Origin of the sequence: Nocardia wallacei, assembly GCF_029869545.1 — a bacterium.
Lineage (GTDB): Bacteria > Actinomycetota > Actinomycetes > Mycobacteriales > Mycobacteriaceae > Nocardia > Nocardia wallacei_A.
The window spans coordinates 18,227-32,065 of the sequence record NZ_JARWQD010000183.1; the positions used below are offsets into that span (position 1 = coordinate 18,227).

A 13,839-nucleotide genomic window follows, 5' to 3' on the forward strand; every position below is an offset into this window, starting at 1 on the left:
GTGCTGTCATGTCGTTGACCGCGAGCGAACGCCGAATCTGGTTCCTGCACAGGCGCGATCCGGAGGACGTCGCCCTCACCGTGCGCGCCACCTATCGACTCACCGGTGCGCTCGACATCGCGCGCCTGCGGGCGGCCGTGGGCGCGGTGGCCGCTCGGCACGAGGTGTTGCGCAGCGTGCACCGGGCGGGCGCCGACGGCGAGCCGGAGCGGACCGTCCGCGCGGATCTGTTGCCGTCGTGGGAGTTTCACGACGTGTCCGGCCTGCCGGAGCCCGGCCGGACGGTGCGGGTGCGGGTGCTCGCGCGCCGGGTGGCGGCGCGGCCGTTCGACCTCGGCGACGAGGCGCCGCTGCGGTGCGCTCTGATCCGTTGCGGCGCAGTGGAATACCGGTTCGTCGTGGTGGCCCACGCCATCGCCTGGGACGAGCGTTCCTGGCAGGTGCTGCACGCCGAGCTGACCGCCGCGTACAACGGGGACGCGATGCCCGGTGAACGCGTCACCGAGATCGCGGACCGGACGCTGCCGGAGGAGGCGGCGGTCGAGTACTGGCGCGGTCTGCTGCGTCCGCCACCGCAACCACTCGACATACCCGGCCGGACAACGCTTCCCGGGCCGGGATCCGGACCGGCCGGATATGCCGCGCGGTCGCTTCCGGCCGGGCTCGCGGACCGGCTGCGCGCCTTCGCCGCCACACACGAGGCCGATCCGGCCGCGGTGCTGCTCGCCGCCTGCGAACTGGTCGTGTACCGCTACTGCGCGGCCGCCGACTTCCTGATCGCGGTGCCGGTCCCGGTGCGCGACGACGCCGCCGACGCGCTCGGCAACCACGACAATCTGCTGCTGATGCGGGCGACACCCGCCGAGGACGGCACCTTCACGCGCTTCGCCGCCGCCGTCCGGGATTCCTGGGCCGCGGGCCTGCGTCATCGGCGGGCCGGTATCGATCGGGTGGTGCGGGAGTTGCGTCCGGACCGCTCCGACGGCCGGGACGGACTGGAACACCTGGTGCGCCTCGGATTCGGGGTGCGCGACGACGACGCGGGTTTCGGCTTCGCCGGTGTCACCGCGGACCGCCTCGAACTCGGTCACCCGGCGCAGCGAATTCCGTTGCAGCTGACCATGGTCCGGCGCGACGGCGAGATCGCGCTGGAGGCCCGGTATCGCGCCGACGCCTTCGACCAGCGACTGGTGGACCAGCTGCTGACCCATTGCCTGCGGCTGCTCGACGGCGCGCTCGCGGAGCCGGACCGCCGCCTGGGTGAGCTGGACATGTTCGACCGTGCGGAGCGAGCGGACCTGCTGGCCCGATCGCACGGCGAACTGGTCGCGGCCGCACCGGCCACGCTGGTGGAGATGTTCGAACGCCGGGCCGCGCGGCTGCCGGACGTCACGGCGGTGATCGCCGCGACCGGTGGGCCGGAGTTCACCGAGTTCACCTACGCCGAGCTGGCGCGCCGGTCGAATCGCCTGGCGCACTGGCTGATCGGGCAGGGCATCGGCAGCGAGGACCTCGTCGGCCTGCGCATGCCGACCGGCGCGGACTTCGTGATCGGGGTGCTCGCCGTGCTCGGGGCGGGTGCGGCGTACCTGCCGATCGATCCGGACGCCCCGGATCAGCAGCAGGACTTCATGATTGCCGAGGCCCGGCCGCGAATCGTGCTCGGACCGGAGGAGTTGCTGTCCGCCGAGCGGGCCGCGCGCGGCCTGCCGGAGTCGGCGCCCACCGATGCCGACCGGGTGCGACCGCTGCGGCCGGAGAACTTGGCCTACGTCATCTACACCTCGGGCTCGAGCGGGCTCCCGAAGGGCGTGCCCGTGGCGCATGCCGCGATCGCCGACCACGTCGAGGGATTCTGCGCGCAGTGGGGGCTGACGGCCGGGGATCGGTTGCTGCAGACGTCGCCGACCACCTTCGACGCCTCCCTGATCGAGATGTTCGGCCCGCTGACCGTCGGTGCGTGCCTGGTGATTCCGAAGCCCCGCGCGCTCGCGGACATCGCCTACGTCGCCGATGTGATCGCCCGCCACCGCGTGAGCGTGCTGCACATGGTGCCGTCGATGCTGCGCACGCTGCTGACCCTGCCCGAGGCCACGCGATGGCGCTCGTTGCGTCAGGTCCCGGTCGGGGGCGAGGCGCTGCACGGCGACGTGGCGGACAGGTTCGCCGGGGTGTTCGATGCCGAGCTGCGCAATCACTACGGCCCCACCGAGGCGGTGGTGTCCTCGACGCATCTGAGCGTGCAGGGCCCGCAGGGCACCCGGATCGTTCCCATCGGCGCGCCCAATCGCAACGTGTACGTCTACCTGCTCGACGCCCGCCTGCGCCTGGTGCCCGCCGGGGTTGTGGGTGAAATCTACTTGGGCGGAGCGCAATTGGCGCGCGGATACCTGGACCGCCCCGGACCGGCGGCCGAGCGCTTCGTGCCGGATCCGTTCCGGCCGGGACAGCGGCTGTATCGCACCGGCGACCTGGCGCGCCGCAACCTCGACGGCGAACTCGAATTCCTCGGGCGCGTAGCGGATCTGGCGAAGGTGCGCGGTTACCGGATCGAGCTGGGCGAGGTGCAGGCCGCCCTCGTGAGCCACCCGAGCGTGCGGCACTGCCTGGCCGAGGTGGTCGCCGATCCGCGGCACGGTGCGATGCTCGCGGCCTATGTGGTGCCCGCGCCCGACGAGCAGATCGACGTGGCGCAGCTGCGGGCCCACGCGTCGGCGACGTTGCCGCGCTACATGATTCCCTCCGGGTTCGCGGTGATCGACGACATTCCGCTCACCGCGCACGGCAAGCTCGACCGCGCGGCGCTGCCGCCGCCGCGGCACGCCCCGGCGGTCCGGTACCGGGAGCCCGCGACGGCCACCGAATCGCGCGTCGCGGAACTGTTCGGCGAGCTGCTCGGCCGGGACGCGGTCGGCGGGGACGATTCCTTCTTCGAACTCGGCGGCCATTCGTTGCTGGCGGCCCGGTTGGTGGCCGCGCTGCGCACCGAGTTCGGAGTCGAACTCGAGGCCGGGCTGCTGTTCGAGACGGCGACGGTGTCGGGCCTGGCCGCGCTGATCGAATCCGCCGCGGTACACGGTGCGTCGCTGTCCGCAGGGCACCCGATGAGCACGGGCTAAATCAGGTTAGCCTAACCTGGGCTATAGTTTGCGCAGTTGCGCGGTTTTCGAGGGCAAGGAGTGGTCCGCATGAGGTCAGGCCGAAAAGCGGAGAGACGGAACCGGCGTGGAGCCGTTCGCAAGTCGATCGAACGGATCGGATTCGCCGCCGTCGCACTGACATTGGCGGTCACCGTGGCGGGCTGCGGTTCCGACTCCGACTCCGGTGCCTCGGGCAGCGGCGACGGCGGCGCGGTGACCATCAAGCACCGGCTGGGGGAGACCACCGTCGAGGGGACGCCGCAGCGGGTGGTGACCATCGGCAACCAGTGGCTCGATGCCGCGCTGGCGCTGCAGGTCACACCGGTCGGCTACGTGGATATGGTCGCGGCCGGGACCAACACCAAGGCGCCCTGGGAACCCGAATCCCTCGGTGACGCCAAGCAGCTCTCGCCGAGCGGCAATATGGTCGAACAGATCGCCGCGCTGAATCCGGATCTGATCCTGGTCCCGTCCTACGGTGTCGACAAGTCGTCCTACGACCAGCTGTCCAAGCTCGCGCCCACGATCGGCGCGGTGAGCGAGGGCGTGCAGGTCGACCTGTGGACCGACGACGTCACCACGCTCGGCAAGGTGCTGCACAAGCAGGAGCAGGCCGACAAGGTGATCGCCGACGTGAACGGCCGCATCGACGAGCTGGCGAAGAAGTACCCGGGCCTGCGGGGCAAGACCTACCTGACCACCATGCTGACGGGTCCCGCGCAGCTGATGGTGCTCGCGGACCCCAAGGACGGCTCCGCGAAGCTCTTCGAGCAACTGGGCCTGCGCATTCCGGATCGGTTCGTGCAGGAGGCCGGGAAGGCGGGCGGTCGGCTCGCGCTCTCGCCCGAACGGCTCGCCGACCTGACCTCGGACCTGCTGGTCGCGAGCGCCATGCCCGGCATGGAGGAGAACTTCAAGGGGCTGCCGGGGTACGCGCAGCTCCCGTCGGTGCGGTCCAACGGCCTCGCCTTCGTCGACGCGGCGACCATCAACGCGATCAACACCCCGACCGCCCTGTCGGTTCCGTTCGTGCTCGGCAAGCTCGAGCCGGCGCTGGCGAACGTCGCGAAGTAGACGCGGTACCGGGTCGCCGAGGAAGGATCTTTCATGCCTGATCACAAGGGTATCCCGCTGTCGCTGTCGCAACAGGCGGCACTGCTGCCGGAGCGGCTGCGAAAGGCGGTGGCAGCCAATCTTTTCCGGGCGCTGGAACTGCCCGGCGACCACGACGCCACGGCACTGGCCGCGGCGGCGGACGCGGTGGTCGCCGAGCACGAGATCCTGCGCACCGTGTACCCGCAGGGCCGCCGGATGCCGAGCGGCCAGGTGGTCGACGCGCCCGAGGGAGTGCTCGAGCGCGTCGATACGCCAGCCGACGGTTTGGAGGCCGCGCTGGAGGCCGATGCCCGGCACCGGTTCGACCTGACGCAGCAGCCGCCCGTGCGAATCCGCCTGCACCGCATGCCCGATCGCCGGGTGCTCTCGATCGCGGTACATCCGGTCGCCGCGGACGATGCGGCGCTGGACCTGCTGGTGGAGCGCCTGCTGTCCGGCCCCGCCGCAGCCACCGGGACGCGCGGCTACAGCGACTACGGCGCTGCCCAGCTGCGCAACCTGACCGCCACCGCGGACTCCGATCCCGATGTGGCGTACTGGGTCGGGCGTCTCGCGGATCTGCCCGCCCCGCTGCTGCCGATGTCGGCGGCGACCTTGGCGCACAGCAGCTTCCGGCTCGACACCGGCACCGTCGCCGGGCTCACCGGGTCCGATCGCACGGCGGGCTTCGCCGCGCTGGTGAGTCGCGCGCTGTACGAGGCCGGTGCCGGTACGGATATCGCGGTCGGCATCGTCGATCCCGCCCGGCCCGATGCGGAGGCCGAGAAGGTCATCGGCAACTTCGCCAATTACCTTGTGCTGCGGCAGGACCCGTCCGGCGGCCGCACACCCGCGGAGCTGATCGGCGCCGCGGCCGAGGCGACCGCCGAGGCGCGCGCCCATGCCGGGGTGCGCATCGAACGGCTCACCCACCTGCTGCGCGGCAATGCCGCGGACGATCCGCTGTTCCAGGTGCTGGTGGCGGTGCGCGACGAGGGTGGCGCCCGGGAACTCGTGCGTCACCCGGCGCGGCCCCGCGGGATCGGCCTGACCTTCGATATCGCGCTCGGTGGCGACGGTGCGACGGTGACGGTCGGATACCCGGACTTCCTGGCCGGGCAGCCGCAGGTGGACGAGTTCGTCGAACACCTCGAACTGCGCTGCCGCGAGTGGGGTGCGGCGCCGGATGCCGCCCTGCCCGAGTCCCCGGACTTCCTCGAACTGTTCGTGCCGCCGTCGGCACCGGCCGTCGCGATGGGCGAATCGGGGCTGGGCGGGCCGCCGCAGACCGACGCCGAACGCGTTGTGGTGGAGGCCATCCGGGAGATTCTGGAGCTGGACGAGGACGACGAGATCGGCCGCGAGGACACGTTCTTCTCGCTGGGCGGCGACAGCATCGCCGCGCTGAAACTGGTCACCGTGCTGGCGCAGCAGGGCCATGCGTTGCAGGTACAGACGGTGTTCGGATATCCGGTCATTCACGAATTGGCCGCGCAGCTCACCGAATTCGACGGCGGGCAGGCGGCCGCCGCTCCCGTGCCCGAGTCGGCGCCGATGAGCGCGTCCGGACTGGACGCGGACACGCTCGGCGCGCTCGGCAAGAGGTTCGCGGGTCGATGAGCGACGGGATCCTCGATGTCGTGGCGCTGTCCCCGCTGCAGCGGGGGCTGTACTCGGTCAGCCGGATATCGGACGGAATCGACCCCTACCTGGTGACTTTCGCGGTGCGGGTGGACGAGCTGTCCGACCTGTCCACGCTGCGGGCGGCGTTCGACGCGGTGCTGGAGCGGTATCCGCACCTCGCGGGCGCGGTGGTCGCCGACGATCTGCCGCATCCGGTGCTGGTCGTCCCCGCGTCCGGCCGGATCGGCTGGGACGAGGTGGATCTGCGCGACGCCGAGGATCCCGAACAGGCCGCCTGGGACATCTACTGGAACTCGGGCCGCTACCGGCTGGACCTGGACAACGGGCCGCTGTTCCGGGTGACGGCGGCCAGGGTGGCCGAGCACGCCTACGAATTGATCTGCACGGCACACCATCTCGTCATCGACGGGTGGTCCATTCCGCTGGTGTTCCAGGACCTCATCGCGATCCACCGCGGGCAGGGCGACACGCTGCCGCGCCCGCCCGCGCTGCGCGACTACGCGGCCTGGCTGGCCACGCGGGACGCCCCGGCCGCGCTGGCGGCCTGGACCGCGGATCTGTCCGGGCTGGAACCGATGCCGATGGTGGCGCCGCCCGCGGAACCCGACCTGCCGGTCGTGGGCGAGGCCCGCATGGACCGCGCGGAGACCGAGCGGGTCGCCGCCTGGGCGCGCGGCCGCGGCCTGACCATGAACACCGTGCTCGAAATGGCCTGGGCCCGTATTCTTTCCAGCCTGACCGGCCGCGACGACGTGGTGTTCGGTCAGACCACCTCCGGCCGGGATGCGAGCCTGCCCGGCGCGGACCGCCTGGTCGGGGCCCTGGTCGCGACGATTCCGGTGCGTGTGGAGGTCGACGAGCGCGATGTCGAGGCGGTCGCCGCCGAACTGCAGCGGCGGGTGGCCCGGCTGCGCACCCACGAATTCGTCGGCATCGCGGAGATCACCCGCTGTGCCGGGGCCGGGCAGCTGTTCGACACGCTGCTGGTATTCGAGAACGTGCCCACCGGGTCGATGACCGCCGAGATGGAACTCGGGCACGGCGCCCGGATGCGGTCGCGGCGCATCGACTCACCGAGCCACTATCCGATCACGATCGTGCCGATCGTCGAAGCGGGAGAACTGGTGAGCCGCACCGAGATCCGCCCGGACCTCGTGCAGCGATTCGACCCCGACCGGCTGGCGCGCCGGGTCCTGCACGTGGTGCGCGCAATCGTCGCGGGTGCCCGCTACTGCGACCTGGACGTGCTGCTCGACGACGAGCCCGCGGTACTGAGCGCGCCGAGCGAGGGCGTCACGACAGCGCCGGAAGGGGCAGGCGGTGCATGGGCTTCGGTGCCGGGCAGTACGGGCGGCGCAGGGGATTCCGTGCCGGAGGCGCTGCTGCGGCAGGCCGATCGTGTTGGCGATCGGGTTGCCGTGGTGGATGGCGAGGGGGAGCAGAGCTTCGGTGAATTCGCCGCGGCGGTAAGGGCATTGGCGGACGGGCTGCGGGCGCAGGGCGTGCGGCCGGGCGAGGCGGTGGCGGTCGTGCTGCCCCGGGACCGGCGGGTGCTGCAGGCGCCGTTCGCGGTCGCGCTTGCCGGTGGGATGAGCGTGCACGTCGATCCGGCCACTCCGGCCGAGCGCGTGGCGTACATGGTGCGGACGGCGGGGGCGCGGATCGTGCTCGCCGACGAATCGCTCACGGATTTGATCGTCGAGGTGCGTGCCGAGGGCGTGGAATGCGTCCACGGTGTCGTCGCGCCCGACGGGCGGCTGCGGGTCCTCGGTGCGGGCGAGGCAGACGCCCCGGGCCCGGATCGGTCGAACCGCGTTGCGATCAACCGTCCGAACCCCGTTGCGGCCCATCCCGATACGCCGTTCTATACGGTCTTCACCTCCGGCACCACCGGGCGCCCGAAGGGCGTGGCGGTGTCACACCGTGCGCTGCTGAGCCACTGGGCCAACCACGAGCGGCGGATCTTCGCCCCGCTCACCGAGCGGGCCGGTCGGCAGCTGCGCATCGGGCACGGCTGGTCGACGGGTTTCGACGCCGCCTGGCAGCCGACGGTCGCGCTGCTGAGCGGGCACGCGGTCGTGCTGCTGAGCGAAGCCGAACGCATCGACGCCGAGCGGATCGTGGCGGCCGTCGAACAGCGCGGCATCGATATCTTCGACACGTCTCCGTCGATGCTGAGCCGCCTGATCGCCGCGGGCCTGTTCACCGAGCGCGACGGTGCCGAGCGCTGCCCGCTGGCGGTGCTGGCCCTCGGCGGGGAGGCGATCAGCCCGGACACCTGGAATCGGTTGCGCGCGTTGCCCGATACCCGCGTCATCAACTTCTACGGGCCCACCGAGGCCACCGTGGAGGCCCTGATGGCCGACGTGCACGAGCATCCGGCGCCGACCATCGGGCGGCCCTTCGACCGGATGACCGCCGAGGTCCTCGACCATCGGCTGCGCCCGACCCCGCCCGGCGGGCACGGTGAGCTGTACCTGTCCGGCGATCAGCTCGCCCTCGGATATCTGGGCCGACCCGGCGCGAGCGCGGCCGCCTTCGTGGCCGGGCCCGGCGGACGCCGCTACCGCACCGGCGATCTGGTCCGCCGCACCCCGGAACGCACGGTGATCTACGAGGGCCGCATCGACAGCCAGGTCAAGATCAACGGCTATCGCGTCGAACCGGACGAGGTCACCGTGGTGCTGCGGGAGCTGGACGGCATCGCCGATGCCGCCGCGCTCGCCTTCACCGAACGGGGACGCACCCGCTTGGGCGCGCTGGTCGTGGGAGACCTTCCGGTCCGGCAGATCCGCGCCGAACTGGTGCGTCGGCTGCCGCAGTTCCTGGTGCCGACCCGGATCGTCGCGGTGGAGCAGCTGCCGGTGAACCGCAACGGCAAACTCGACGGCCACGCCGCCACCGCGCTGCTGGCCCGTCCGGATCGCGACACCGCGGCGGACGAGCCGGAGACCGAGACCGAACGGACCCTCCTCGACCTGGTCGGCGCGCTGGGCGCGCAGGGCCGGATCGGGATTCGCGACAGCCTGCTCGACCTGGGCATCGACAGCATCGGGGTGATCGATCTCGTCTCCCGCCTGCGCGGTGCGGGATATCGGGCCGCCGCGCGCGACGTACTCGCGGCGGCCGATCTGCGAGAGCTGGCGCGGGAATTGGATGCCGCCGGACGCGGAGGCGACGATGCGCCCGCGATCCCCGCCGGAACGATCCTGCCGCTCACTCCGCTCGCCCGCGAGATCATCGGCCTCGGCGACTACCGCTACCTCGCGCAGTCCCAGGTGGTCACCCTGCCCCCGGACGTCCCGGTGGGGACGATCGTCGAACGGCTCGAGGCGATCGCGGTCGCGCATCCCGCGCTGCGCTCACGCCTCGCGAGCGGTCCCTCCGGTGAACCGTGCCTGCTGGTCGAGGAAACATCCAGTGCGGCAACACATCTCGAGGTGGTCTCCGACGGCGGCGACGGTGCCGCACAGGTGTCCGCCGCGGTCGACCGGCTGGATCCGGACGCCGGTGTGATGATCGCGGCCACCGTGCTGGAGGGCACGCACCGCCGTCTCGTGCTGGCCATCCACCACCTCGCGGTCGACGTCGTGTCCTGGTTCGTGCTCCTCGACGATCTGCGCCTGCTGGACCGGGGTGCTGCCCCGATGAACGAGTCTCCGGCCGAGAACGCGGGTACCGAGCCCGCCTCGACGCCGCGGATCATCGGCGCCCCGCTGGGCGGCCGCTACACCGATCCGGCCGTGGATCGCGCGGGCAAGACGAGCGCGAGCATCGCCGAACTCGGCGCCGCGGCGACCCGGCGGCTGCTGGACCTGTGCTCCGAATCCGGTGTCGCCCTGGAGGATGTGCTGATCCTGGCCTGCGCGGCCACCTTCGCCGACGGCGCCGATGCCGACGGGCGCGTGGCGATCACCCGCGAATCACACGGGCGCGGGGTGTCGATGTCGGCCGCCGAATCCGGCGGCGACGACCGCAGGGTCGGCTGGTTCACGGTCGAGGAGACGGTGCTGGTGGATTCGGCGCGGACCGCCGGGTGGACGCTGCGCGCCGGGCCGCCCGCGCTGGCCGACCGCAGCCCCGCGGTGCGCGGCCAGGTCCGCCTCAACCACCTCGGGCGATTCGATCTGCTGCAGTTCGGGACCGGGGCCTGGTCGCCGGTGCCGCTGTCGGAGTACAGCGAGAACGTCGGGTGGGCAACACATCCGGACCTGCCGCTGCGCTTCACGGTCGACGTCTCCACCGCGGTGGTCCCGCGCGCGGACGGCCCGTCGCTGGTGGCGCGCTTCGACGTCAATTCGGCCGTACTCGACGAGGCCGCCGCCACCGCGCGCACGCAGCGCTGGTCGGCAATACTGTCGGCGTTCGCGGGGACACGATCGGAAGGGGAGTCATGACGGTCGACGCTGTCGAGCAGCTGGAGCCGGATCGGGTCGCGCTGAAACAACAGCAGCGGGCCGCCGCGGCGGCGCGCAAACGAATCCTGGCGCCGGTCAACGGTTCCCTGACGCTCGCGAGCCTGGTGATCGCCGTGGCGGCGGTGTGCGCGGTGGTGCCGTTCATCCTGATCGTCGAGCTGTGCCGCGAGCTGCTGTCCGGGTCGGCCGACTCGGATCGGGTGTGGCAGTTGCTGATCGCGGCCGTCGTGGTCCTGGTGGTGCGGGGTGTGCTGCAGGCCGGTGCGCTGGCCTACAGCCACCAGGTGGACGCCAAGTTCCAGCTGAGCCTGCGGGAACTGTTGGCGGCCAAGCTGACCCGCGTCCCGCTGGGCTGGTTCACCGACCGCACCTCCGGCGAGGTCAAGAAGTTCCTGCAGGACGATGTCGACAAGCTGCACTACATGGTGGCGCACGCCCGGCTCGATTTCGTCGATGCGGTGACGGTGCAGCTGGTCGCGCTGGTGTATCTGTTCATCGTCGACTGGCGGCTGGCGCTGGTGCTGCTGATTCCCCTGGCGCTGTACGCGCGGCTGCTGGGCGTCATGATGGCGCCCGCGCACGTCGAGCGGCTGGCCGCGTTCGAGCGGTCGCAGCGCACCATCGAGGACGCCACGATCGAATTCGTCGACGGCATCCAGGTGGTGCGCACCTTCGGTCAGGCGCGCAAGGCGCACAACGTCTTCCAGCGCGCGGTCGATCGCACCGCCGACCTGCTGCTGGCCTGGAAGCTGCCGATCACGCGGCTGCAGTCCGCGTCGGAGGTCCTGCTCACCCCGCTGTTCCTCACGCTGGTCGTGCTCGTGGCCGGGATCGGCTTCGTGCAGCTGGACTGGATGGCGGCGGCGGATGTGCTGCCGTTCCTGCTGGTCGGGGTCGGGCTCGGCGGTGCGCTGCTGGGCATCGGCTACGGCGGGCAGGCGATGCGGCAGGCCGCCGCGGCGGCGCAGCGACTGACCGACCTGCAGGATACGGCCGAGCTGGCGGTGACGGCCGCCGCTGGATCGGAACCGGCCGCCGACGCCACGGTGCGGTTCGAGGGTGTGAGCTTCGGGTACCGGCGCAACCGAAACGTTCTGCACGACATCGACATCGAGCTGCGTCCGGGCACCATCACCGCACTGGTCGGGCCGAGCGGCTCCGGCAAGTCCACGCTGGCCCGCCTGCTCCCGCGCTTCTACGACGTCACCGACGGCCGGATCACCATCGGCGGCAAGGATGTGCGCGAGTTCTCCACCGAGGAGCTCTATCGCACCGTCGGATTCGTGCTGCAGGACGTCCGGATGATCCGCGGCAGCATCCGGGACAACATCCGCCTGGCGCGCCCCGACGCCGACGACGCGACGGTCGAGCGGGCCGCCCGCGCCGCGCAGATCCACGAGCGCATCGCGACCCTGCCGCGCGGCTACGATTCCGAAATCGGCGTGGACGCCGTGCTTTCCGGCGGCGAAGCGCAACGGCTGTCCATCGCCCGCACGCTGCTGGCCGATACGCCCGTGCTGGTCCTGGACGAGGCGACGGCCTTCGCCGATCCGGAGTCCGAGGCCGCGGTGCAGGACGCGCTGGCCGTGCTGGTGGCCGATCGCACCGTGCTGGTGATCGCGCACCGCCTGCACACCATCACCGGTGTCGACCGAATCCTGGTGCTGGACAAGGGCCGCGTCGTCGAGAGCGGAGATCATGCCACCCTCTCCGGGGCGGGCGGGCTCTACCAGCGACTGTGGGAAATCAACGAGGCATCGCTGGTCGAGCTGACGGGCTCCCCGGCCGCGGCGGGACAGAAGGAGATCCGGTGATCACCAAGGTTTTCGCGCTCGTTCCGGCCGAATTGCGCCCGCAGGTGCCGCGGTATCTGGCGCTGGTCGTCACGCAGGCGCTGTGCCAGGTCGCGGCCTACCTGCTGGTGATTCCGTTGCTGGAGGCGCTGTTCCGGGGCGAGTTCGGTACCGCGTGGCGGTGGGCGATCTGGCTGGCGGTCGCGGTGGCCGCGGCCTCGGTGCTGTGGTACCTGCAGGCGAAGGCCGGGCTGCGGATCGGTGTCGGCATGCTGCGCGGCGTGCAGACGCGCCTGGGTGATCATCTGAGCACGCTGCCGCTGGGGTGGTTCGCCACGGCCAATTCCGGATCGGTGTCGCGGATCATCGTCGCCCATGTGCGCGAGATCCTCGACGTCGTCACGCATTTGGTGGCGCCGATGGTGGGCGCCGTGGTGATTCCGCTGGGTGTCGCCGTCGGGGTCGCGTTCGTCGAATGGCGGGTGGCGCTGGCGATGCTGGTCGGCCTGCCGGTGCTGCTGCTGGTCAGCCGCTGGGCCAACAATCTGCACTCCCGCTCGAACCAGCGCCTGCACGACGCGTCCGCCGAGGCGAATGCGCGGGTGGTCGAGTTCGCGCAGGCACAGCCGGTGCTGCGGGCCTTCGGCGCGGTCGGCACCGGCAACCGGGCGCTGACCGGGGCGCTGCGCGATCAGCAGCGGGCCGCCACCGGGCTGATCGCCGCCAGCGTGCCGGGGCTGATGGTGTTCGCGCTGCTCGTGCACGCGGTGTATCTGCTGGTGGTCTCGGTGATCGTCGCCCGGACCCTGGACAACACGCTCGCGGTGCCCGCAGCCCTCGCCCTGGTCGCGGTCGGATCCCGCTACATCGAACCGCTGCTGGGGACCGCGCAGCTGAGCAACGCGATGCGCAGCGCCGCGGACGCCGCGGACCGGATCACCGGATTCCTTGCGGTACAGGGCCTTCCGGAGCCCATCGAACCGGTCGAGCCGGAGAACGCGGAGATCGTGTTCGAGGATGTGGCATTCGGCTACGGCGACGAGTCGACGGTGCTCTCCGGCGTCTCGTTCACGGTGGCGCCGGGCACCACCACCGCGATCGTCGGACCGTCCGGCAGCGGTAAGACCACGCTGGTCCGGCTGGCGGCGCGCTTCTACGACGTCGACTCCGGCCGGATCACGCTGGGCGGCCACGATATTCGCCGATTGCCGTCGGACGCACTGCTGCGGCAGGTGTCGCTGGTGTTCCAGGACGTGTACCTGTTCAACCAGACCGTCGAGGAGAACATCCGGGCGGGCCGCGCGGAGGCCACCGCGGAGCAGGTGCGCCGGGCGGCGGCGATCGCCCGCGTCGACGAGATCGTCGAGCGGCTGCCCGACGGCTGGGACACCGTGGTCGGCGAGGGCGGCAGCGCGCTGTCCGGCGGTGAGCGGCAACGCGTCTCGATCGCCCGCGCACTGCTCAAGGATGCGCCGATCGTGCTGCTGGACGAGGCGACCAGTGCCCTCGACCCGCACAGCGAGGCGGTGGTCGCGCGCGGCATCCACGAGCTGACCCGCGACAAAACCGTTGTCGTGGTGGCGCATCGGCTGTCGACCATCCAGCATGCCGACCAGATCCTGTTCGTCGAGGACGGCCGGATCGTCGAACGCGGCGCGCACGCCGAGCTGGTGGCGCGCGGCGGCCGCTACGCCGAGTTCTGGAACGAGCGCTCGCGGGCGACGGGCTGGCATCTGGCGCCCGCGTAGC

General features: G+C 71.5%; 6 protein-coding genes. All 6 read left to right on the forward strand.

Annotated elements, in window-relative coordinates:
- Positions 1-8 precede the first annotated feature (8 nt).
- The 6 genes from QH290_RS15090 to QH290_RS15115 all read left to right on the forward strand — a co-directional run bounded on the left by QH290_RS15090 (position 9) and on the right by QH290_RS15115 (position 13,838).
- Positions 9-3,119, forward strand: coding sequence for a non-ribosomal peptide synthetase (locus tag QH290_RS15090; RefSeq protein WP_280383439.1), 3,111 nt, complete (start codon positions 9-11; stop codon positions 3,117-3,119).
- A gap of 69 nt (positions 3,120-3,188) precedes the next feature.
- A complete protein-coding gene (locus tag QH290_RS15095) occupies positions 3,189-4,214 on the forward strand; it encodes an ABC transporter substrate-binding protein (RefSeq protein ID WP_280267708.1) in 1,026 nt (341 codons plus the stop codon).
- Between the two features lie 33 nt (positions 4,215-4,247).
- Positions 4,248-5,855 (forward strand): condensation domain-containing protein, encoded by a 1,608-nt coding sequence (locus QH290_RS15100; RefSeq protein ID WP_280383441.1) that lies wholly within the window; start codon positions 4,248-4,250, stop codon positions 5,853-5,855.
- Positions 5,852-10,276: a non-ribosomal peptide synthetase gene (locus tag QH290_RS15105; protein ID WP_280383442.1), complete on the forward strand. Its 4,425-nt coding sequence runs from the start codon at positions 5,852-5,854 to the stop codon at positions 10,274-10,276. Before QH290_RS15100 ends, QH290_RS15105 begins: the two co-directional genes overlap by 4 nt.
- Positions 10,273-12,111: an ABC transporter ATP-binding protein gene (locus tag QH290_RS15110; protein WP_280266171.1), complete on the forward strand. Its 1,839-nt coding sequence runs from the start codon at positions 10,273-10,275 to the stop codon at positions 12,109-12,111. Before QH290_RS15105 ends, QH290_RS15110 begins: the two co-directional genes overlap by 4 nt.
- On the forward strand, positions 12,108-13,838 hold the full coding sequence (locus QH290_RS15115; protein ID WP_280383444.1) for an ABC transporter ATP-binding protein: 1,731 nt from the start codon (positions 12,108-12,110) through the stop codon (positions 13,836-13,838). The genes QH290_RS15110 and QH290_RS15115 overlap by 4 nt, the downstream gene beginning before the upstream one ends.
- Position 13,839 lies beyond the last annotated feature (1 nt).